We start from the raw sequence: 19,417 nt of genomic DNA on the forward strand, positions 1-19,417 counted from the left end.
TGAGCGCTATTGGTCCTTCTTCTGCTGCGTCACGAGGCCGATATTCTTGAAGCCTGCGCCCTGAATACGGGCCATGACGTCGGCGATGACGCCATAAGGCGCGGTCGCGTCGCCGCGCACGAAGATACGTTCGTTATAGCCGGTAGTGGCGATCGCCTCGAGCTTGGCGGCGATCTCCGCGGCCGGGATCGGCGTTTCCTGCAGGAACACCTCGCCGTCGTTCTTGACGGAGATGGTGATCGGCTGCGTCTCGGAATTCAGCGCCTTGGCCTGCGTTTCCGGCAGGTCGATCGGCACGCCGACGGTCATCATCGGTGCCGCGACCATGAAGATGATCAAAAGCACCAGCATGACGTCGACGAGCGGCGTCACGTTGATTTCGGAAATCACGGCCCTATTCCGACCGCCGCGACGACGGCGTCCGCCGCCTCCGCCGCCATTGCCTCCAACAGCCATACCCATGTCAGAATACTCCGTTGCTTACTGAGCGGCAGCGCGTGGCTGCAGTTTCTCGTCGATCTGGCGCGAAAGTATGGCGGAGAATTCATCCGCGAAACCTTCCATGCGGCCCGAGAGCTTGCCGGCATCGGCAGAGAACTTGTTGTAGGCGATAACTGCCGGTATAGCGGCGACGAGGCCGATCGCGGTGGCAAGTAGCGCTTCGGCGATACCGGGCGCGACGACCGCAAGGTTGGTCGACTTCGAACCAGCAATCGCCTGGAACGAGGTCATGATGCCGACGACCGTGCCGAAGAGACCGATGAACGGACCGGCCGAGCCGATGGTCGCGAGCGATCCAAGACGGGCGCCGAGAAATTCGGTCTCACGAGCGAGCGTCACGTCCATCGCACGGTCGATACGCATCTGCAGGCCGATCGGCGAGCGGGCGCCGCGTTCGAAGGATTTCTTCCACTCGCGCATGGCGGCGACGAAGATGGCCGCGAGCCCTGTATTGTTGCGTTCCGACAGCGAGCGGTAGAGTTCTTCCAGCGACTGGCCCGACCAGAACACCTGCTCGAACTTGTCGAACTGGCGCCGCGCGCGGCCATAGGCCAGGTATTTGTCGATGACGATCGCCCACGTCCACACCGAGGCCGCGATGAGCCCGAGCATGACGAGCTTGACGACGATGCCGGCCTGCATGAAAAGCGACCAGAGGCTGACGTCCGTCGTTGCTGCTGCCAATCCTACTTGTTCCATTGGTCCAAAATCCCCGAATCCAAACGCCCGGTGCTGGACCGGGCGGCACAAACTGATCTCGCAAGAAGTGTCCGGCGGCCGCCGCCCAAAGCCCTGGTCAAACTTCCAAGCTCATCTTCCGCCTTCTTGCCGTCAAATTTGGTCAAAGGAAGGCGTGCACCGCACAAACCCCGACTTTCCCAGTAAGACACTATTATGGTTAATAGATCGTTAGTGCCGGACTGTGACAGTAAGCCTGTGTTTGGAAGATTTCGTTCCATGGACTACTTGACCGGAGCAAGGTCCGGCTGTCGAAAGAGCGCTCATCCTGCGGCGCGGGAATTCCTTCACATAAAACTCAAGTTCTGACAAGACCTGAATTTCATGCGATTCTGACTACAACGGCGTGCTGCCCTCCAGGAATTTCACCGCCAGCGTTTCCGGCAGCCGCCTCGGCCGCCCCCGGGCGTTGATGACGGCGATGATCACCTTGGCGGCGATCAGCAGCGTTTCGCCCGAGCGGATCTGCTGATTGAGCACCATCTTGGCGCCGCCGGCTTTTTCCGTATGCGTCAGGATCGTCAGCACATCGTCCATGCGCGCCGGGCTCTTGAAGTCGATCTCCATGCGGTGGACGACGAAAACCAGCCCCTCCTCGTCGGCGCTGACGAGTTCGCGCTGCTCGACGCCGAGGCAGCGCAGATAATCGGTGCGGCCGCGCTCCAGGAAATGCAGGTAGCGGGCGTGATAGACCAGGCCGGAGAAGTCCGTATCTTCATAATAAACCCGCTGGACGAGGCGGTGTCCGGCCTCCGTCAGCTCTCCCGAAATGGAAAAAGGGCGTTCCGTCATAATTTTCTCCAAACTCAGGTGCCCTGTTTGGCGCAACGCTTCCAGACAGGCAAGCATTGAATGCCAGACCGGCAAGCATTGAATGATTGTCACAATTCCTAACTATTCCCGATAATGAGCGACCAATCAGGAGACGATGCGATGAAGATTGCGGTTATGGGCGGAGACGGTTTCATTGGTTGGCCAACGTCGCTGCATCTCTCCGATGCCGGGCACGACATCCATATCCTCGACAATCTCTCGCGCCGCTGGATCGACACCGAACTCGGCGTGCAGTCGCTGACGCCGATGGATTCGATCCAGGAGCGCACACGCATCTGGCATGCCGAAACCGGACGCCGCATCCACTTCAATCTGATCGATCTCGCCAAGGATTACGAACTCCTGAAGAACTGGCTTTCCGAACATCGCCCGGATGCCGTCATCCATTTCGCCGAACAGCGGGCCGCGCCCTATTCGATGAAGAGCGACCGCCACAAGAACTACACGGTCAACAACAATGTCAGCGCCACGCACAACCTGCTGAACGCGCTGACGGAGCTCAATCTCGATACCCATCTCATCCATCTCGGCACCATGGGCGTCTACGGCTATTCGACGGTCGGGGCGGCGATCCCAGAGGGTTACCTGCCGGTCGGCATCGAGACCGCAGGCGGCGAGACGGTCAGCCAGGAGATCCTCTATCCCTCCAATCCCGGCTCGATCTATCACATGACCAAGTGCCTGGATCAGCTTCTCTTCCAGTTCTACGCGCGGAATGACGGCCTGAGGATCACCGATCTGCACCAGGGCATCGTCTGGGGCACACATACCGAGCAGACGCGACGCCACGCGCAGCTGATCAACCGTTTCGACTACGACGGCGATTATGGCACGGTGCTGAACCGCTTCCTCATCCAGGCGGCGATCGGCTATCCGCTGACGGTGCACGGCACCGGCGGCCAGACCCGCGCCTTCATCCACATCCAGGATTCGGTGCGCTGCATCGAGCTGGCATTGAAAAACCCGCCGGCCCGCGGCGCCCGCGTCGAGATCTTCAACCAGATGACGGAAACCCACCGGGTGCGCGACCTCGCCGAGATGATCGCCCGGATGAGCGGCGCCAAGATTGCCTGGCTGCCCAACCCGCGCAAGGAAGCCGCAGAGAACGAGCTGATCGTCCGCAACGAAAAATTCCGCGATCTCGGCCTCGAGCCGATCACGCTGGAAGCCGGCCTGCTCGGCGAGATCGTCGACGTCGCGAAGAAATTCGCCTATCGCGTCGACCGCTCGCGCGTGCCGGCCGTCTCCGCCTGGACCAAGGACATCGCCGCGACGATCAATCACGATCCGGAAGGCAAGCGGCTGAAGTCGGTTTCATGAGTGCTGAGAGATGACGAAGGCTAGGAAGGTCGCGGCTTGCTCCCTCTTCTCCCCAGCGGGGGTCCGAAGGACGGGTAGCAACGCTTTGCCGTCTCTCCTTCGCCGGAGCAAGATATATCGGGGCAGCGGAATCCGATGAACCCCTCCTCCGTCTTCGCCTATGTCACACTGGTCACCAATGCCGATTACGCCATGGGCGCGACCGCGCTTGCCCGCTCCTTGCGCCGAACCGACACTGGGGCTGACATTGTCATTCTCCACACCGGCGGCGTCGATGCTGCTGCCCTTTTGCCCCTGAAAGCGCTCGGCTGCCGCCTGATCGAGGTCGAGCACCTGCCGCTCTCTGCGGCCTTCAACGAGCGCCACGCCCGCGGTCAGCTCCATTCGACAGCTCCTTTCACCAAGGGCCGCAAGCCGGATTTCCATTCGCCGCTCGACAATTTCTGCAAGCTCAGGCTCTGGCAGCTCGTCGAATACCAGCGCTGCGTCTTCATCGACGCCGATGCCCTCGTGCTGAAGAATGTCGACAGGCTCTTCCTCTATCCGGAATTTTCCGCCGCCCCAAATGTCTACGAAAACCTCGCCGACTTCCGCCGGATGAATTCCGGCGTCTTTGTCGCCACGCCTTCGCATGACACGTTCCGGCACATGCTCGAAAGGCTCGACAGGCCGAACGCTTTCTGGCGGCGCACCGATCAGACCTTTCTCGAGACATTCTTCCCGGATTGGCACGGCCTGCCGGTTTATTTCAACATGCTGCAATATGTATGGTTCACCATGCCGGAGCTTTGGGACTGGAAGAGCATTTCGATCCTGCACTACCAGTATGAAAAACCGTGGGAAAAGGATCATCCCAAGGCAGCGCGACTACAACCTTTGATCGATCTGTGGCATCGTTTCCACGATGGCGGCGACGTGCCTGAGATCACGGCGCTGGACAATCCGGAAGGGGCAGCATGAAGGTACTGGTATCGGGTGGAACGGGTCTCGTCGGCCGGTATGTCGTCGAGGAACTGCTGGCCGCCGGATATCAGGTGATCGTCGGCGGGCGTCGCGCGCCGTTGCCCCGCCTCTTCTCCCGCCCGGTCGAGTTCGCAGCGCTTTCGCTCGATCCCGACAAGGATCAGATCGATGTCTTCGATGACGCCTATTTCTTCGTCCACGCCGCTTTCAGTCATGTTCCGGGCAAATATCGCGGCGGCGAGGGCGACGATCCGAAGACATTCCACAGGTTGAACCTCGACGGCACCGTCCGGCTTTTCGAAGCCGCCAAACGCGCCGGCACGCGCCGCTGCGTCTTCCTGTCCAGCCGCGCCGCCTACGGCGAACATCCCGAGGCAATCGAACTGGCGGAGACGATGCTGGCCAAGCCCGAAACACTCTACGGCCAGGTCAAGCTCGATGCCGAACGCGCGCTTGCCCATCTCTCCACGCCGGGTTTTGCCGGCGTAAGCTTGAGGGCAACCGGCGTCTATGGCGATCTCTCGCCGAACAAATGGGACGGCCTCATCGCCGATTACCTCGCCGGCCGGCCGGTTGCTGCCCGCCTGGGAACGGAAGTTCACGGCCGTGACCTCGGACGGGCGGTGAGACTGATGCTGGAGACGGAAAGCACTCGCATCTCCGGCGAGGTCTTCAACGTCTCGGACATGTCAGTCGACACGCGCGATATCCTTTCACCCATCCGCCGCGAGACGGGCTGTCGGCACGCGCTGCCGGCCCCTGCCGATAGCGCCGCACTCAATCCCATGAACACTGCGAAAATCCGTGCGTTCGGCTGGACGCCCGGCGGAGCGCCTCTGTTCGACGAGACGATGCAGCGGCTGGCCGCTGCGCTGCCTAAATCCCCAAGACACAGGTCCACGCAAGTCTGACGTTGCAGAATGCGCCCGAATCGCAATCGGGGCCCGAATTAAAAATCGGGGAATTGTTCATGCAGGTCGCAACCACGTCTGCCTCCATCATCTTGCGCGGCGCGTCTTCGACAGCAGCCATTACAGCCGCCGGAAGCGAGACCGATCAGGGCGTGCTGAAGCTGCAGCGCGCCACCCAGGCGCTGCAGCAGCTGCGCCAGACCTTGGCGAACTCGGGAGACGAGGCCAAGGCGAAGGCACAACGCAAGCTCGAAGAGGCAAAACAGCAGCTGGAGATGCTGCGCAGCTCCAACATGGCGCCTGAGGTGGTCGCCCGGCTGGCCGCCGAACTGGCGCGCAAGGTCGGCACCGCCGCCTCCGAATTCGCATCATCAGTCGCGACCGGCAGCCCGGCAACGGCTGTTCCGGTGGATGCAACCACGGGCGCTGAGGCCGTCGCAACGAGCGGGGCCGCTGCTGCGCTGACGGATACTTCGGGAGAAACTGCGGCCGGCGAGACCGGCTCGCAGGAACCGGACGCTGCCGCCAACGCCCGCAAGGCCTATGCGAGCGTCGCCGAGGATGCCCCGAAATTTTCAGGCATTTCGGCCGATGATCGCGAAACGATGGAAGAGTTCAAGGCGGTGGTGCGCGAACTCAAGCAAGTGCTCGAAAAGGCGATGCGCGAGTTGCGGCAGCAGGACCGGCAGGCCGGGGCCAATATGGCAGGCTTCTCCATCGCCACGGCGACAATACCGACAAGCATCGTTGTCTGACCACCGCTGCCGCCGGCGGCCGAGGCGTGAAACCGTCGCATCCGGCATTTGCATCGGACATCCTGCCGTCTATGCTCGGGTAAATCTCTCAGAACCGGCAGATCCAATGACCGCGAAAGAATTGAAAGCGCAGCTGCGCGACGAACGGCTGTCCGCCCGCGACGCTATCCCCGCCGAGAAACGCGCCTCCAAAAGCCTAGCAATGGCCGACCATGCCGGCGAGGCCGTCGGTTTTGCGCTGGATACGATCGTCTCCGGCTTCCTGCCGATCCGTTCGGAAGCCGATCTCAGGCCGCTGATGGCGCGCTTTGCCGTGCGCGGTGCGCGGCTCTGCGTACCGGCGATCCTCGATCGGCAGACGATCGTCTTTCGCGAGCTGGCGGAAGGTGCGCCCCTCGTCGATACCGGTTTCGGCACGGTCGGCCCCGGCTCAGATGCCGCCATTCTTGATCCCGAGATCATGCTGGTGCCGCTTTCGGCCTTCGATGCCCGCGGCCACCGCATCGGCTACGGCGCCGGCCACTACGACCGCGCCATCAGCCGGCTAAAGCAAAAAGGCCTGCATCCAAAGCTGATCGGCATTGCATTCGACTGCCAGGAAGTGGCACATGTGCCCGACGAGCCGCACGACATAAGCCTGGATGCCATCCTGACAGAAAGCGGCCTTCGCTTTTTTGCCTCTTGGATTGGATAGGGAATGCGGCTGCTTTTTCTGGGTGACATGGTCGGCAAGACGGGACGCACGGCGGTCTGGGACCGCCTCCCCGGCCTGATCTCCGACCTCAAGCTCGATTTTGTCATCGTCAACGGCGAGAACGCCGCCGGCGGCTTCGGCATCACCGAGGACATCTTTCTGGAAACGATCAATGCCGGCGCCGACGTGGTGACGACAGGCAATCATGTCTGGGACCAGAAGGAAGCCGTCGCTTTTGCCGGCCGCCACGATCAATTCCTGCGGCCGGCCAACTATCCGCAAGGCACGCCCGGCCGCGGCTCCGGCCTCTTCTATGCCAGGAACGGCGCGCGCGTGCTCGTCGCCAACGTCATGGGCCGGGTCTTCATGCATCCCGAACTCGACGACCCCTTCAAATCGGCGGAAGTCATCCTCGACGCCTGCCCGCTGAAGGAGCAGGCCGATGCGATCATCTTCGATTTCCATGCGGAGGCGACCAGCGAGAAGCAGTGCTTCGGCCATTTCGTCGACGGCCGTGCCAGTTTCGTCGTCGGCACCCACACACATGTGCCGACCGCCGACGCACAGATCCTGAACGGCGGCACCGCCTATATGTCGGACGCCGGCATGTGCGGCGACTACGACTCCTCCCTCGGCATGGACAAGGAGGAGCCGCTCAATCGCTTCATCTCCAAGATGCCGAAGGGCCGCATGGAAGCCGCGAACGGCCCCGCGACGATCTGCGGCGTCGGCGTGGAGATCTCGGATACGACGGGGCTTGCCGAAAAGATCGCGCCGCTCCGGCTCGGACCGCGGCTGGCCGAGACGGTGCCGGAGTTCTGGCGATAGAGCATGACGCCGAAAAGTGTGAGCGGTTTTCGGGCGACATAATGCTCTAACTCTTTAATTTAGAATAGCCACGCCGCTAACACGCAATTGTGAGCATCCTCCGTCTGGACCACCGTGACCTCATGCCGCATCCTCCCGCCACAAAGTGAAAGCGCCGGAGGGGTGGCATGAAGCCGCGATATCTTGTCCTCGCTATCGCATACCTTGCGGCCTTCGCCGCGCCGAATCTTGCCGGGGCACAAGAGCAGCGGCCACCGGTCAGCCAGTGCCAGGCGATCGCGCAAACCATCCCCAAAGTGACCTTCGCAAGCTTTTCCGGCGCCCCGCCGCTGGTGCCTGCCGTCTCCGAGGGCGAGGACGTCAAACTGACCTTCCTCGGCCATTCGACCTTCGAGATCGATACGCCCGGCGGCATCGTTATCGCAACCGACTATAATGGCTGGTACAGGCCGGCAACGCCGCCCGATGTCGTGACCATGAACAAGGCGCACACGACCCACTATACCCTGACCCCCGATCCCGGCATCAAACATGTGCTGCATGGGTGGAGCGACGTTCCGGGCGAGAAGGCCGATATCAATCTCGTCGTCGGCGATGCCTATATCCGCAACGTCCCCACGGATATCCGCTTCAGCTACGGCCTCGGCGGCGCGCATGAGAACGGCAATTCCATCTTCATCTTCGAGATCGCCGGCCTCTGCATTGGCCATCTCGGCCACCTGCATTATGAGCTGACGGATGCCCATTATACCGAGATCGGCCGCCTCGACGTCGTCATGGTCCCGGTCGATGGCGGCTTGACCATGGGCGCCGACAGCATGAGCCGCGTCATCAAACGGCTACGCTCGTCGCTGATCCTGCCCATGCACCGGCGCGGCCCGCCGGTCGAAACCTTCGTCTCGATGTTCGGCAAGGATTTCGACGTCGCCAACGCACCCGATGACAGCATCACCGTTTCGATGCGCACGCTGCCGAAAAAGCCGCTGATCTATGTCTTCAATGGCGTGCGGTAGTAAAAAGGCCCGGCGGCGCCGGGCCTCGCGCATCAGGCGAACTGCAGATGGCGCTTGATGCCGACATCCGGCATCTTGTCGTCGTCGAGATTGGCCTTGGCGATCTCCCAGCCGAATTTCAGCTTGTTACCTGTGGAAACCCAGATCTCGGCATCGTCGACATGGAGGGAAAGCATGGTGAGCTTGGGGTCCTTCTTGCCGCCGTCATACCAGGCTGCGACGATCGAACTCCAATATTCCTCGATCTTGGAAGGGTCGGGGCGCACGTCGATCACGCCGGCAAGACAGGCGTGATAATCGTGATCCTTGCCGATGACGCAGAAATGCGCGCGGCTGCCAGGCTTGATGACGCGCACGATGTCGGCGTCGGTCTTGGTGTAGAACCAGATGGTATTGGTGGTGGGATCGGCATGCGGCGCCATCGGCTGCATGTGCATATCCAGTCCGGAAATTCCGAGCATGCCGGCATGAACATCGTTGACCTGATCCCAGAGCTGACGTGCTGGATGTTCCTGCGCCTCGCTGAGACTTGCCATGACCGTTCCTTTCCCTTGGATGGAGTTCGGTTGAAACGTCATCCTCTCACCTTTGTTCCGAACTGCTTTTTCCTTGAACGGGTGCCGTTTCGCTCTTATAAGGCGGCCCATTCCGAACAATGAGACGTGAACAGGGGTGCCATGGCTGGCCATTCACAGTTTAAAAACATCATGCACCGCAAAGGCCGTCAGGATGCCGTGCGGTCGAAAATGTTCTCCAAGCTTGCGCGCGAAATCACCGTTGCCGCAAAGGCCGGCCTGCCCGACCCGACGATGAACGCCCGCCTTCGCCTAGCGATCCAGAACGCCAAGGCCCAGTCCATGCCGAAGGACAATATCGACCGCGCCATCAAGAAGGCAGCCGGTGCCGACGGCGAAAATTATGATGAAGTCCGCTATGAAGGTTATGGCCCCGGCGGCACGGCGATCATCGTCGAAGCCCTGACCGACAACCGCAACCGCACCGCCTCCAACGTCCGCTCGAGCTTCACCAAGGCCGGCGGCGCTCTCGGCGAAACCGGCTCCGTTTCCTTCTCCTTCGACCATGTCGGCGAAATCACCTACAAGCTTTCCGTCGGCGATGGCGACAAGGTGATGGAAGCCGCGATCGAAGCTGGCGCTGACGACGTCGAGTCCGACGAAGACGGCCACTACATCACCTGCGCCTTCGAAGCCCTCGGCGAAGTGGCAAAAGCGCTGGAATCGAGCCTCGGCGAAGCCGAAACCGTCAAGGCCGTCTGGCGTGCCCAGAACAACGTGCCGATAGACGAGGAAAAAGCCCAGTCGCTGCTGAAACTCATCGACAGCCTGGAAGACGATGACGACGTGCAGAACGTCTATTCCAACTTCGAGGTCTCGGAAGAAGTGCTGGCGAAGCTCTCGGCCTGAATTTCCTCAGACGATCGTCGATGGAAAACCCGGCCGTGACGCCGGGTTTTTAGTGCCAGTGAATGTCCGCGTGCATAAGATGCCCGAGGCGCCGCCGGAAACCCTATGCGGCGGCCCGCATGAAATTTCCGAGCCCTGCAAAAAGCTCCACGGATTTCAGCCGCGCCTCGATGTCGTGGATCGGCATCGAGATGATCACCTCGTCGGCCTGCGTTTCCCGCAGAAACTCCGTCAATTTCGACTCCGCCGTCTTCGGCGAGCCCACCACGGCATAACGCAGCGTGTGTTCGACATTCATCTTCTCCATCGGCGACCAGAAGCCCTCCATGTCGGTCACCGGACGCGGGAACGGGCCGCGGACATTGCGGCGCAGATTGACGAACTGCTGCTCTGCGGAGGTGAAATGGTAGCGCGCCTCCTCGTCCGTCGCCGCCACCGCACCCATCACGCCGACCATCACATGGGGTTTGTCGAGCGTCGCCGAGGGCTGGAAGCGGTCGCGGTAGATCGCGATCGCATCGAGCAGCATGTCGGGTGCGAAATGCGAAGCAAAGGCATAGGGAAGCCCCAGCATGCCGGCAAGCTGGGCACTGTAGAGGCTGGAGCCGAGCAGCCAGATCGGGATATGTGAGCCATTGCCGGGAACCGCGAGGATCGCCTGGTTCTCGACCGGCGTATCGAGAAGTTGCTGCAGTTCCACAACGTCGTTGGGGAAGCTGTTTGCGCCGGCCTCGAGGTTGCGCCGTAGCGCCTGTGCCGTACGCATGTCCGTTCCCGGTGCGCGCCCGAGGCCGAGATCGATACGGCCGGGGAAGAGCGCCTCCAGCGTGCCGAACTGCTCGGCGATAACAAGCGGCGAATGATTGGGCAGCATGATGCCGCCGGAGCCGATGCGGATGCGCTTGGTCGCAGCGCCGACATGGCAGATGACGACTGATGTGGCAGCGCTGGCGATCCCCGGCATGCCGTGATGTTCGGCAAGCCAGAAGCGCTTGTAACCGAATTCCTCGGCCTTCACAGCCATCCGCGCCGAGCCATCGAGGGACTGGCGCACGGTGCTGCCTTCGGCAACGGGGGAAAGGTCGAGTATGGAGAAGGGAACCATGGGAAACCTGCCGGGCAGTTGAACGATGCCGTCTATGTAGGTTCGCGCCCGCACCATTCCAAACCATGGACGCAAACAAAAAGGCCGCGCGAGCGCGACCCTTCCGTAAGGTCAGAAACGATCGTTTACCGGTGACGGCGCAGCACATGCACCTCGGCGCTCGGCTGGTGGTGGCCGGGCGGCAGCGTGAAATTGCCGAGCTGGCGGTCCATTTCCAGGGCTTCCGTCGCCAGCCGGTGGATCGCCGCCGTCGTCTCTTCGACCATCGAGGCGTTCTGCTGCGTCATCGCGTCGAGTTCGGCAACGGCGTTATTGATCTCGCGCAGCGTATTGGCCTCCTCGCGGGTCGCACTCATGATCTCGTTGATCTGCCCGTTGATCGCCTCGACATGGGCGCCGATGCCCGTCAGGGCAACGCCCGCTTTTTCCACAAGCGTAACGCCGCTTTCGACCTCATGCGTCGATTTCTGCAGCAGGCTGGAAATCTCCTTGGCCGCACTCGACGAACGCTGGGCCAGCTCGCGCACTTCCATGGCGACGACGGCAAAGCCCTTGCCGGATTCGCCGGCGCGCGCCGCCTCGACACCGGCATTGAGCGCCAGGAGGTTGGTCTGGAAGGCGATGTCGTCGATGACGGAGATGATCGTGTTGATCTGGCGCGAAGAGACCTGGATTGCCTCCATCGCTGCGATCGTCTCGCGCATGATCTGGCCTGAGCCGGTCGTCTCCTTCTTGGCGTCGCGGGCGATGCGCTCGGCCTGCTCGGCTCGCTCGATCTGCCGGCGGACCGACTGTGTGATGGCGCTGATCGCATTCGCCGTCTCGGTGATCGAGCCGGCCTGGCGCTCGGTGCGCCCGGCAAGTTCGTCGGCGCCGGTGCGCATCTCCTCTGAGCCGGCGCGCACCGCCATCGAGTTGCCGCCGATGGCGGTCATGGTTTCGCTGAGCGTCGCCAGCGCCTCGTTGAAATTGACGCGCAGGCTTTCAAGCTCGTTCGGGAAGCGGGTATCGATCTGATAGGCGAGATCGCCGTTCGCCAGATGATGCAGGCCCTCGTCAATCGCCTCGACCACCTGCTGCAGCGTCTTCGCCTCGGCCTCGCGCTCGGCCAGATTCTGCTGGCGGTCCTGCTCGGCCTGCAGGCGCGTCTCTTCGCTGGCGGCTTCGAGTTCACGGCTTTCGATCAGCGAGTGGCGAAAGCGGTCGAGCGCATTGGCCATCGTGCCGATCTCGTCCTTGCGGTTCAGGCTGCCGATCTCGCTGTCGAGCTTGCCGTCGGCGACATCGCGGGTGACGCCGGCAAGCCGCGCAAGCGGCGAAAACAGCAAATTGGTGACGAGCCCGGTCGTGACCGCCATGACGACGAGCACGCCGATGCCGATCATCGTCAGCAGGGTGGCGATCTCGATCGAGCCGGCATTGAGCTCGCTCAACAGCACACTTTCGACCACGAGGAAGCGGTCGCCGCGATAGTCGATGCCGCGGACATAGGCGCGGGCCGCTCCGTCCGCCCGGTCGAAATCGGCAACCGTCATCGCCGAACTGGCAAGCGCGCTCTTGATGAAGGTGAAGGGCGTCGCATCGAGCGTCGCAAGTTTGCCGCTTCCGTCGAGGCCGATGGCGGAACCATCGCCGGAGACGATCGCCGCTCGCGCCGTGCTGCCCTGGACGATGCCCTTGGCGAGGATGCCGGTGACGATATCGTCGCGCACCTTGAAGAGGATGATACCCTTGGCCGCCCCAAGCTTGACGATCGGCACGGCATAGAAAATCGCCGACTTGCCGCTGCCGGCATCGACGCGAAGGCCGGAAAAGCCTGTCGGCGCGGCGTCATCGGTCGCCTTGGCGGTATTCTCGATCGCCTTGGCGAAAGCGATGCCGGCGCCGGTCGCCTTCCAGGCGTCCGACTTCAGATTTTCGGCGAAATCGTCTTCCTTCTTATAGGAATAGAGCACGGTACCCTCGAGATCGACGATCAGCAGATCGCTGAAGGCGGTATCCTCGAGGTCGCGGGCGACTTCGCCCTGCGTCTTCTCGTGGCTCGAATAATAAAAGCCGCTCGGCCCTTCCGGCTTGATGAGCTTCTCGCGCTGGTCGGCGGGGTTGGGATTGCCCGCTATGAAAACCTTCTTCAGCTCGGCCCGGGCGTCGCCCGCGGTCTTCTCGATGGTCTTCCAGCCGCTCTTCAGATTGGTGATCGACATCTGCAGCGCCTCGATGCGCGCGATGGAATTGGCCTGGTTTTCAAGCTGCGTCAGCTGGTCCTGCAGCATGTCGCCGCGAAAGATCAGCACGCTTTCCTTGGCCTTCAGCGCCTGCTCGTCGGAAATGCGGCTGCTGGCGAAATAGGCAAGCACATCGATGACCGCGATCGACAGCACGGTCAGCAGAATGAATGTGGCGATGACCTTAAAGGACAGGGATTGGAATCTCCGAGCCATGTACGACGAACCCCTTCTGAACGCGCCTGCCAAGCGCGGGCACGCACCGCAGCCTGATCAACTGGCCTATAAACAGAACATCGGGGCTTAAATCCTCGCGAAAAGAAGCCCCTCTCGTATTCGATGACCAGAATTCAGGCATCTGTTTTAATTCGCGGTAAATGGCAGGGCCGAAATCCGGGAATGTTTTTGTTTTGTTCACATATCAATGGCAGTTATTTCGCAATCGCTATAGGTTGAACCATGCAAAATACGATTCGCATCGTCGGTATCGATCCCGGGCTTCGCCGCACCGGCTGGGGAATCATCGAGACATCAGGCAATTCCCTGCGGTTTGTGGCATCCGGAACCGTGACTTCCGATGGCGACATGGACCTTGCCTCCCGCCTTTGCCAATTGCATGACGGCTTGGCGGAGATCGTCCACAGCTATAAGCCGGATGAGGCGGCCGTCGAACAGACCTTCGTCAACAAGGATGCAGTGGCGACCCTGAAGCTTGGTCAGGCCCGCGGCATTGCCATGCTGGTACCGGCGCGCGCCGGGCTGCCGGTCTCCGAATATGCCCCGAACGCCGTGAAGAAGGCCGTCATCGGCGTCGGCCATGGCGAAAAGCAACAGATACACATGATGTTGAAGATCCTGATGCCGAAGGTCGAATTCAAGGGCAACGACGCCGCCGACGCCTTGGCGATCGCCATCTGCCATGCGCATAATCGCGGCAGCAACCGGATGCGGCAGGCATTGGCCGGATAGCTTGTTCTTGACTTGTTCCATCGGTAAGGATAATTCTTACTATGAAGGAGCAACAAGATGCGTGTTACGTCCAAAGGGCAGGTCACCATTCCTCGTGATCTCAGGGAACTTGTCGGCATCGAGGCCAATAGCGAGGTCATTTTCTCGATAGAGGGCGGCAAGCTCGTTCTTTCGCCGAAGAACGGCAAGCAGGAGATCGAGGATCGGGGCCGCCTGGATCGTTTCATACAGACGATCCGTCGTCTCGAGGGCACGGGCGATCAGGAGATCGATGCCGAAGACCTTATGTCGATGACCCGTGATCGCTGATGGCCACACTTGTCGATACGAACATACTTGTCGATCTGGCCGTGGTCGGTTCGGACTGGCACGGTTGGTCGCGTCGAAGGATGCTTGACGTCTTCAAAGACGGTCCTGTCCTCATAAACCCGATCATCTATTCCGAATTTTCCGTTCGGTACGACGACGTGGACGAAGTCGATCGACTGCTGCCGCAGGATGAATTCCGCCGCGAGAATCTGCCTTGGCCGGCTGCATTCGCCGCTGCTGCGGCCTTCCGACTTTACCGTCGCGCCGGCGGTGGGCGCGAACGGATACTGCCCGATTTCTTCATCGGCGCGCATGCGGTGATAAGGGGCTACAGAATTTTGACCCGCGATCCCAGCGGATACCGCTCCTATTTCCCCTCCGTTGACCTTATAACCCCCGAAACGCATCCTTGAGAGACCGCGACCCATGATCGGCAAGCTGAAAGGCACCATAGACGAGATCGGCGAAGACTATGTGCTCGTCGACGTGCACGGCGTTTGCTACGTCGCCCATTGCTCGGCCCGCACCCTGTCCAAGCTCGGCTCGGCCGGCGAGGCCTGCGTGCTGTTCATCGAGACCTATGTGCGCGAGGACCAGTTGAAGCTCTTCGGTTTTATGACGGCGCTGGAGCGGGAATGGTTCAACCTGCTCCAGAGCGTCCAAGGCGTCGGCGCCAAGGTGGCGCTCGCCGTGCTCTCGACGCTGACGCCAGGCGAACTTGCCAATGCGATCGCCCTGCAGGACCGCGCCGCCGTCTCGCGTGCGCCAGGCGTCGGTCCCAAAGTGGCGATGCGCCTCGTCACCGAACTCAAGAACCGGGCGCCGGCCTTTGCCGGCGAAGCGATCAATATCGCCCTCAAGCAGGAACTCGGCGAAGGGGTCGCGGCCGCGCCTGTCGCCGATGCGGTTTCTGCGCTGACCAACCTCGGCTATTCCCGCGACCAGGCGGCAAATGCGATTGCCGCGGCAATGAAAACCGCAGGCGACGGCGCCGACAGCGCCAAGCTGATCAGGCTTGGATTGAAGGAATTGGGGCGGTGATCTCCTTGAATATATCGCAATTCCTTACTAAACTCGAATGGTAAGGAGATCCGCATGAATATCTACTACGGTACGATGACATCGAAGGGCCAGACAACAATCCCGGCTGAAGTTCGTGAATTGCTGAATCTGAAGTCCGGCGACAGGATCCGCTACATCAACCGCGATGGCGAAATCATCATGAAAGCCAAAAACAAACGCGCCATCGACCTTGCAGGCAAGTTTCACGATCCGAACCGACCGACGATCACTTTGACGCAAATGGACGAGGCGATTGGGGAAGCCATCGCCGATCACGTGACTAGTGCAAGATGATTGGCCTCGACACCAATATTATGCTGCGCTTCCTCCTGAAGGACGATGTCGTCCAGACGGAGAAGGTCACAACGCTCTTCGCGAGCCTGTCCGATACGGCACCCGGCTATATCAGTTGCATCACGCTGATGGAATGCGCGTGGTTCTTGAGACAACGGATCAAGCTGAAGAGAGAACAGATCATGGAGGCGATTTCGGACTTGTTGGACTCGGCCGACCTGATCCTTGAAGATGAAAGAGTAGTCGAGGAGACGCTCGCAATCATGGTGCGGACGAATGCAGAATTCGCAGATGTCTTCATCGCCCTTCGTAATCGTGATGCGGGCTGCGTGACAACCAGGACATTCGATGCCCAAGCCGCAAAAACCATACCTGGAATGGAACTTTTGACATGAGCGAATCCGCCCGCCTGATATCGCCGGAAAAGCGGGGCGAAGACCTTGATATCACGTTGCGCCCGCAATCGCTGGACGAGTTCACCGGCCAGGCGGAGGCGCGCGCCAATCTCAAGGTCTTCATCGAGGCGGCGAAAAACCGCGGCGAAGCGCTGGACCATGTGCTCTTCGTCGGGCCGCCCGGCCTCGGCAAGACGACGCTGGCGCAGATCATGGCCAAAGAGCTCGGCGTCAACTTTCGCTCGACGTCGGGCCCGGTTATCGCCAAGGCCGGCGATCTCGCTGCCCTGCTCACCAATCTCGAGGAGCGTGATGTACTCTTCATCGACGAAATCCATCGCCTCAATCCGGCCGTCGAGGAAATCCTCTATCCGGCCATGGAAGATTTCCAGCTCGACCTGATCATCGGGGAAGGCCCTGCCGCTCGCTCGGTGAAGATCGACCTGTCAAAATTTACGCTGGTGGCGGCCACCACCCGCCTCGGCCTGTTGACGACGCCGCTACGCGACCGTTTCGGCATTCCGGTGCGCCTGAGCTTCTACACCGTCGAGGAGCTGGAACTGATCGTGCGCCGTGGCGCGCGGCTGATGAACCTGCCGATCACCGAGGAGGGCGCCCGCGAAATCGCAAGACGCGCCCGCGGCACCCCGCGCATCGCCGGCCGGCTGCTGCGGCGCGTGCGCGACTTCGCCGAGGTGGCAAGAGCGGAAGCCGTCACCCGCGAGATCGCCGACGAGGCGCTGACCCGCCTGCTGGTCGACAATGTCGGCTTCGATCAGCTCGACAAACGTTACCTCAACATGATTGCCGTCAATTTCGGCGGCGGCCCGGTCGGCATCGAAACCATCGCCGCCGGCCTTTCGGAGCCGCGCGACGCGATTGAAGATATCATCGAGCCCTACATGATCCAACAGGGTTTCATCCAGCGCACGCCACGCGGCCGTGTTCTGACCGCAATCGCGTGGAAACATCTGGGAATGCAACCGCCCAAGGATATGGAGGCTGCGCAGTTCCGGCTGTTCCAGGAGGACAACTGAGTGATCACCCGCCGCGGATTTTTCAAGGTTCTGGGCGGCGGTGTCGCAGGCGTCATGTCGCTCGGTGGCTATGCCTTCGCCTATGAACCGCTCGCGCGGCTCGCCATCACCCGCTATCGGCTGACGCCGCCCGGATGGACGCCAGGGCTCAAGCTGCGCGTCGTTGCGCTCGCCGATCTCCATGCCTGTGAACCCTGGATGTCGGCAAGCCGCATTGCCGCGATCTGCCACAGGGCGAATGAACTCGAAGGCGACGTCACCGTCCTGCTCGGCGATTACGCCGCCGGCATGAACATGGTGACGCAGTACGTGCATTCGAGCCAATGGTCGAAGGCGCTCGCCACCTTGCAGGCCCCTCTCGGCGTCCATGCGGTCATGGGCAACCATGATTGGTGGGAAGATAGGACCGCCCAGAAGAACGGCGGGATGGAAACATTCGGACATCGGGCTCTCGCCGACGTCGGCATCCCGGTCTATGGCAACCGCGCCGTTCGGCTCGAAAAGGATGGTCGCGGCTTCTGGCTGGCAGGCCTCGAAGATCAGCTGGCGCTGCTGCCCGGCAGGAAATGGCGTCGCACGCAGATGCGCGGCCTCGACGATCTCGAGGGAACGATGGCTCAGGTTACGGACGATGCGCCCGTCATTCTGCTCGCTCATGAGCCCGATATCTTTCCACGCGTGCCCGAGCGTGTCTCGCTGACGCTATCGGGCCACACCCATGGCGGACAGATCCGCCTCCTCGGCCGTTCGCCGATCGTCCCCTCGCGTTACGGCAACCGCTATGCCTATGGCCATATGATCGAGGAGGGGCGTAATATCATCGTTTCCGGCGGCCTCGGCTGCTCCATCGCACCGGTGCGCTTCGGCGTGCCGCCGGAAATTGTCGTCATCGATCTTGGATAAGAATGGCATGGCCAAGCGCACTCTCATCCGCCTGAATGCGGGCGGTGAGCGTTTCAACTATCGCATCGCCGGCCTCGGCTTTCGCGACGGCCACGTGCTCGTCCATCGCGCCGTGCATGAGCCCTTCTGGACCTTTCCAGGCGGCAGGGCGGAAATCGGTGAGACGTCGGAGGAAACGCTCAAACGGGAGATGGTGGAGGAACTGGGCGTTGAGGTGACCGTCCATCGGCTGCTGTGGATCGTCGAGAACTTCTTCCGCTACGAACAGCGCGACTGGCATGAACTCGGTCTCTATTACTTGATGGACCTCCCGCCGGAATTCCCCTTTTTGTCCGGCGAGATCATCCATCGGGTCGAGGACGGCGATAACCATCTCGAGTTCAAATGGGTGCCGGCAACGCGTAATGCCCTGTGCGCACTCGACATCCCGCCCTATTTCATCGCCGATGAAATCGAAAACCTTCCCGTTGTGCCACGTCATCTCGTCTGGCGGGACGGCGATCTCGACGGCAAAGACTGATGTTACGGCGCCCGGTGCTGTAGCCAAAAGCGCTTAAAGAGGAGATGCGCCGATGCCGACCTTCGATCCTCTCAGGCCATTCCGCAAACTTGCCTATAACAACGCCCTTGCCAACCGCCGGCTGCTTCAGGCCTGCGCGACATTGAAGCCCGGCGAATTCGAAGCGCCGCGCACCAGCTTCTTCCCCTCGATCAAGGAAACCGTGAACCATATCATCACGGTCGACTGGTTCTATGTCGACGGCCTGGAAGGCGGCACGCTCGGGCTCAAGGCCTTCGAGGTAGACGAACCATTCGATGACGTTTCCTCGCTGGCAGAAGCGCAGGCGAAGGTCGATCAGCGCCTGACGGCGCTTTGCGAGGCCCTGACGCCGGAGAGGCTCACCTCGACCATCAGCCTCCATCGCGGCGACCGCATCCAGGAGGAGCGGATGGAGGACGTGCTCGCCCACCTCTTCCAGCATCAGACCCATCATCGCGGACAGGTGCATGCGATGCTCTCCGGCACCAGCGTCGCTCCGCCGCAACTCGACGAATTCATTGTTGCCGACGATGCCCGATTCCGCGGCAGCGAACTCGCCGCGCTCGGCTGGAGCGAAGAAACGCTGATGCGTTAGC

General features: G+C 61.3%; 24 protein-coding genes. 18 read left to right on the forward strand and 6 right to left on the reverse strand.

What is annotated here, in order from left to right; genetic code table 11:
- Nucleotides 1-6 precede the first annotated feature (6 nt).
- The 3 genes from tolR to ybgC all read right to left on the reverse strand — a co-directional run bounded on the left by tolR (nt 7) and on the right by ybgC (nt 2,031).
- A complete protein-coding gene (gene tolR / locus RWJ89_RS28540) occupies nt 7-462 on the reverse strand; it encodes a protein TolR (RefSeq protein WP_003542730.1) in 456 nt (151 codons plus the stop codon).
- 18 nt (nt 463-480) lie between these two features.
- Nucleotides 481-1,200, reverse strand: coding sequence for a protein TolQ (tolQ, locus tag RWJ89_RS28545; RefSeq protein ID WP_003542733.1), 720 nt, complete (start codon nt 1,198-1,200; stop codon nt 481-483).
- 375 nt (nt 1,201-1,575) lie between these two features.
- A complete protein-coding gene (gene ybgC, locus RWJ89_RS28550; protein WP_012758853.1) occupies nt 1,576-2,031 on the reverse strand; it encodes a tol-pal system-associated acyl-CoA thioesterase in 456 nt (151 codons plus the stop codon).
- A gap of 141 nt (nt 2,032-2,172) precedes the next feature.
- Between ybgC and RWJ89_RS28555 the strand changes: the two genes are divergently transcribed.
- The 7 genes from RWJ89_RS28555 (at nt 2,173) to RWJ89_RS28585 (ending at nt 8,557) form a co-directional block, all read left to right on the forward strand.
- Nucleotides 2,173-3,393 carry an NAD-dependent epimerase/dehydratase family protein gene (locus tag RWJ89_RS28555; protein ID WP_020051523.1) on the forward strand — a complete coding sequence of 407 codons (1,221 nt, stop codon included), beginning with the start codon at nt 2,173-2,175 and terminating at the stop codon, nt 3,391-3,393.
- Nucleotides 3,394-3,528: 135 nt separating this feature from the next.
- Nucleotides 3,529-4,353 carry a glycosyltransferase gene (locus RWJ89_RS28560; protein ID WP_020051524.1) on the forward strand — a complete coding sequence of 275 codons (825 nt, stop codon included), beginning with the start codon at nt 3,529-3,531 and terminating at the stop codon, nt 4,351-4,353.
- Nucleotides 4,350-5,267 carry an NAD-dependent epimerase/dehydratase family protein gene (locus RWJ89_RS28565; protein WP_316031829.1) on the forward strand — a complete coding sequence of 306 codons (918 nt, stop codon included), beginning with the start codon at nt 4,350-4,352 and terminating at the stop codon, nt 5,265-5,267. The genes RWJ89_RS28560 and RWJ89_RS28565 overlap by 4 nt, the downstream gene beginning before the upstream one ends.
- 59 nt (nt 5,268-5,326) lie before the next feature.
- Nucleotides 5,327-6,022, forward strand: coding sequence for a hypothetical protein (locus tag RWJ89_RS28570; RefSeq protein ID WP_316031830.1), 696 nt, complete (start codon nt 5,327-5,329; stop codon nt 6,020-6,022).
- Nucleotides 6,023-6,128: 106 nt separating this feature from the next.
- Nucleotides 6,129-6,716, forward strand: a complete 588-nt coding sequence (locus RWJ89_RS28575) for a 5-formyltetrahydrofolate cyclo-ligase (protein ID WP_020051527.1) — start codon at nt 6,129-6,131, stop codon at nt 6,714-6,716.
- 3 nt (nt 6,717-6,719) lie between these two features.
- Nucleotides 6,720-7,544 (forward strand): TIGR00282 family metallophosphoesterase, encoded by an 825-nt coding sequence (locus tag RWJ89_RS28580; RefSeq protein ID WP_020051528.1) that lies wholly within the window; start codon nt 6,720-6,722, stop codon nt 7,542-7,544.
- Nucleotides 7,545-7,711: 167 nt separating this feature from the next.
- The gene (locus tag RWJ89_RS28585; RefSeq protein ID WP_020051529.1) at nt 7,712-8,557 is read left to right on the forward strand and encodes an MBL fold metallo-hydrolase; all 846 of its coding nucleotides are present in this window, start codon (nt 7,712-7,714) and stop codon (nt 8,555-8,557) included.
- Nucleotides 8,558-8,589: 32 nt separating this feature from the next.
- Here the strand turns inward: RWJ89_RS28585 and RWJ89_RS28590 are convergent, their stop codons facing one another.
- Nucleotides 8,590-9,093, reverse strand: a complete 504-nt coding sequence (locus tag RWJ89_RS28590) for a pyridoxamine 5'-phosphate oxidase family protein (protein ID WP_168284244.1) — start codon at nt 9,091-9,093, stop codon at nt 8,590-8,592.
- A 141-nt stretch (nt 9,094-9,234) separates the two neighbouring features.
- Here RWJ89_RS28590 and RWJ89_RS28595 point away from each other — a divergent pair, with 141 nt between their 5' ends.
- On the forward strand, nt 9,235-9,981 hold the full coding sequence (locus RWJ89_RS28595) for a YebC/PmpR family DNA-binding transcriptional regulator (RefSeq protein ID WP_168284245.1): 747 nt from the start codon (nt 9,235-9,237) through the stop codon (nt 9,979-9,981).
- Nucleotides 9,982-10,084: 103 nt separating this feature from the next.
- Here the strand turns inward: RWJ89_RS28595 and RWJ89_RS28600 are convergent, their stop codons facing one another.
- Complete coding sequence (locus RWJ89_RS28600; RefSeq protein WP_316031831.1) at nt 10,085-11,086, reverse strand: LLM class flavin-dependent oxidoreductase; 1,002 nt, start codon at nt 11,084-11,086, stop codon at nt 10,085-10,087.
- Nucleotides 11,087-11,211: 125 nt separating this feature from the next.
- Entirely contained in the window at nt 11,212-13,527 is a 2,316-nt protein-coding gene (locus RWJ89_RS28605) for a methyl-accepting chemotaxis protein (RefSeq protein ID WP_168284247.1), read from the reverse strand.
- Nucleotides 13,528-13,770: 243 nt separating this feature from the next.
- On the opposite strand from RWJ89_RS28605, the gene ruvC reads away from it, so the two are divergent.
- The 10 genes from ruvC to RWJ89_RS28655 are packed head-to-tail and all read left to right on the forward strand — an operon-like array spanning nt 13,771 to nt 19,416.
- Nucleotides 13,771-14,280, forward strand: a complete 510-nt coding sequence (ruvC, locus tag RWJ89_RS28610) for a crossover junction endodeoxyribonuclease RuvC (RefSeq protein WP_003542749.1) — start codon at nt 13,771-13,773, stop codon at nt 14,278-14,280.
- A 57-nt stretch (nt 14,281-14,337) separates the two neighbouring features.
- Nucleotides 14,338-14,589, forward strand: a complete 252-nt coding sequence (locus tag RWJ89_RS28615) for an AbrB/MazE/SpoVT family DNA-binding domain-containing protein (protein WP_017961997.1) — start codon at nt 14,338-14,340, stop codon at nt 14,587-14,589.
- On the forward strand, nt 14,589-15,002 hold the full coding sequence (locus tag RWJ89_RS28620; protein ID WP_168303056.1) for a type II toxin-antitoxin system VapC family toxin: 414 nt from the start codon (nt 14,589-14,591) through the stop codon (nt 15,000-15,002). The genes RWJ89_RS28615 and RWJ89_RS28620 overlap by 1 nt, the downstream gene beginning before the upstream one ends.
- 13 nt (nt 15,003-15,015) lie before the next feature.
- Nucleotides 15,016-15,630, forward strand: coding sequence for a Holliday junction branch migration protein RuvA (gene ruvA, locus RWJ89_RS28625; protein WP_168303057.1), 615 nt, complete (start codon nt 15,016-15,018; stop codon nt 15,628-15,630).
- 54 nt (nt 15,631-15,684) lie between these two features.
- On the forward strand, nt 15,685-15,945 hold the full coding sequence (locus RWJ89_RS28630; protein ID WP_017968119.1) for an AbrB/MazE/SpoVT family DNA-binding domain-containing protein: 261 nt from the start codon (nt 15,685-15,687) through the stop codon (nt 15,943-15,945).
- Entirely contained in the window at nt 15,942-16,340 is a 399-nt protein-coding gene (locus RWJ89_RS28635) for a PIN domain-containing protein (RefSeq protein WP_017968120.1), read from the forward strand. Before RWJ89_RS28630 ends, RWJ89_RS28635 begins: the two co-directional genes overlap by 4 nt.
- Complete coding sequence (gene ruvB, locus RWJ89_RS28640; RefSeq protein WP_017968121.1) at nt 16,337-17,377, forward strand: Holliday junction branch migration DNA helicase RuvB; 1,041 nt, start codon at nt 16,337-16,339, stop codon at nt 17,375-17,377. The genes RWJ89_RS28635 and ruvB overlap by 4 nt, the downstream gene beginning before the upstream one ends.
- Complete coding sequence (locus tag RWJ89_RS28645; RefSeq protein WP_131665512.1) at nt 17,378-18,280, forward strand: metallophosphoesterase; 903 nt, start codon at nt 17,378-17,380, stop codon at nt 18,278-18,280.
- A gap of 7 nt (nt 18,281-18,287) precedes the next feature.
- Entirely contained in the window at nt 18,288-18,800 is a 513-nt protein-coding gene (locus tag RWJ89_RS28650; protein ID WP_131665513.1) for an NUDIX hydrolase, read from the forward strand.
- Nucleotides 18,801-18,852: 52 nt separating this feature from the next.
- Nucleotides 18,853-19,416: a DinB family protein gene (locus RWJ89_RS28655; RefSeq protein ID WP_316031832.1), complete on the forward strand. Its 564-nt coding sequence runs from the start codon at nt 18,853-18,855 to the stop codon at nt 19,414-19,416.
- Nucleotide 19,417: the final 1 nt, after the last annotated feature.

Origin of the sequence: Rhizobium sp. 10PS4 (assembly GCF_032464805.1) — a bacterium.
Taxonomy (GTDB): Bacteria; Pseudomonadota; Alphaproteobacteria; order Rhizobiales; family Rhizobiaceae; genus Rhizobium; species Rhizobium laguerreae.

Coding starts and splice junctions, on each gene's coding strand:
- tolR (WP_003542730.1), bottom strand. CDS start 462: ATGGGTATGGCTGTTGGAGGCAATGGCGGCGGAGGCGGCGGACGCCGT.
- tolQ (WP_003542733.1), bottom strand. CDS start 1,200: ATGGAACAAGTAGGATTGGCAGCAGCAACGACGGACGTCAGCCTCTGG.
- ybgC (WP_012758853.1), bottom strand. CDS start 2,031: ATGACGGAACGCCCTTTTTCCATTTCGGGAGAGCTGACGGAGGCCGGA.
- RWJ89_RS28555 (WP_020051523.1), top strand. CDS start 2,173: ATGAAGATTGCGGTTATGGGCGGAGACGGTTTCATTGGTTGGCCAACG.
- RWJ89_RS28560 (WP_020051524.1), top strand. CDS start 3,529: ATGAACCCCTCCTCCGTCTTCGCCTATGTCACACTGGTCACCAATGCC.
- RWJ89_RS28565 (WP_316031829.1), top strand. CDS start 4,350: ATGAAGGTACTGGTATCGGGTGGAACGGGTCTCGTCGGCCGGTATGTC.
- RWJ89_RS28570 (WP_316031830.1), top strand. CDS start 5,327: ATGCAGGTCGCAACCACGTCTGCCTCCATCATCTTGCGCGGCGCGTCT.
- RWJ89_RS28575 (WP_020051527.1), top strand. CDS start 6,129: ATGACCGCGAAAGAATTGAAAGCGCAGCTGCGCGACGAACGGCTGTCC.
- RWJ89_RS28580 (WP_020051528.1), top strand. CDS start 6,720: ATGCGGCTGCTTTTTCTGGGTGACATGGTCGGCAAGACGGGACGCACG.
- RWJ89_RS28585 (WP_020051529.1), top strand. CDS start 7,712: ATGAAGCCGCGATATCTTGTCCTCGCTATCGCATACCTTGCGGCCTTC.
- RWJ89_RS28590 (WP_168284244.1), bottom strand. CDS start 9,093: ATGGCAAGTCTCAGCGAGGCGCAGGAACATCCAGCACGTCAGCTCTGG.
- RWJ89_RS28595 (WP_168284245.1), top strand. CDS start 9,235: ATGGCTGGCCATTCACAGTTTAAAAACATCATGCACCGCAAAGGCCGT.
- RWJ89_RS28600 (WP_316031831.1), bottom strand. CDS start 11,086: ATGGTTCCCTTCTCCATACTCGACCTTTCCCCCGTTGCCGAAGGCAGC.
- RWJ89_RS28605 (WP_168284247.1), bottom strand. CDS start 13,527: ATGGCTCGGAGATTCCAATCCCTGTCCTTTAAGGTCATCGCCACATTC.
- ruvC (WP_003542749.1), top strand. CDS start 13,771: ATGCAAAATACGATTCGCATCGTCGGTATCGATCCCGGGCTTCGCCGC.
- RWJ89_RS28615 (WP_017961997.1), top strand. CDS start 14,338: ATGCGTGTTACGTCCAAAGGGCAGGTCACCATTCCTCGTGATCTCAGG.
- RWJ89_RS28620 (WP_168303056.1), top strand. CDS start 14,589: ATGGCCACACTTGTCGATACGAACATACTTGTCGATCTGGCCGTGGTC.
- ruvA (WP_168303057.1), top strand. CDS start 15,016: ATGATCGGCAAGCTGAAAGGCACCATAGACGAGATCGGCGAAGACTAT.
- RWJ89_RS28630 (WP_017968119.1), top strand. CDS start 15,685: ATGAATATCTACTACGGTACGATGACATCGAAGGGCCAGACAACAATC.
- RWJ89_RS28635 (WP_017968120.1), top strand. CDS start 15,942: ATGATTGGCCTCGACACCAATATTATGCTGCGCTTCCTCCTGAAGGAC.
- ruvB (WP_017968121.1), top strand. CDS start 16,337: ATGAGCGAATCCGCCCGCCTGATATCGCCGGAAAAGCGGGGCGAAGAC.
- RWJ89_RS28650 (WP_131665513.1), top strand. CDS start 18,288: ATGGCCAAGCGCACTCTCATCCGCCTGAATGCGGGCGGTGAGCGTTTC.
- RWJ89_RS28655 (WP_316031832.1), top strand. CDS start 18,853: ATGCCGACCTTCGATCCTCTCAGGCCATTCCGCAAACTTGCCTATAAC.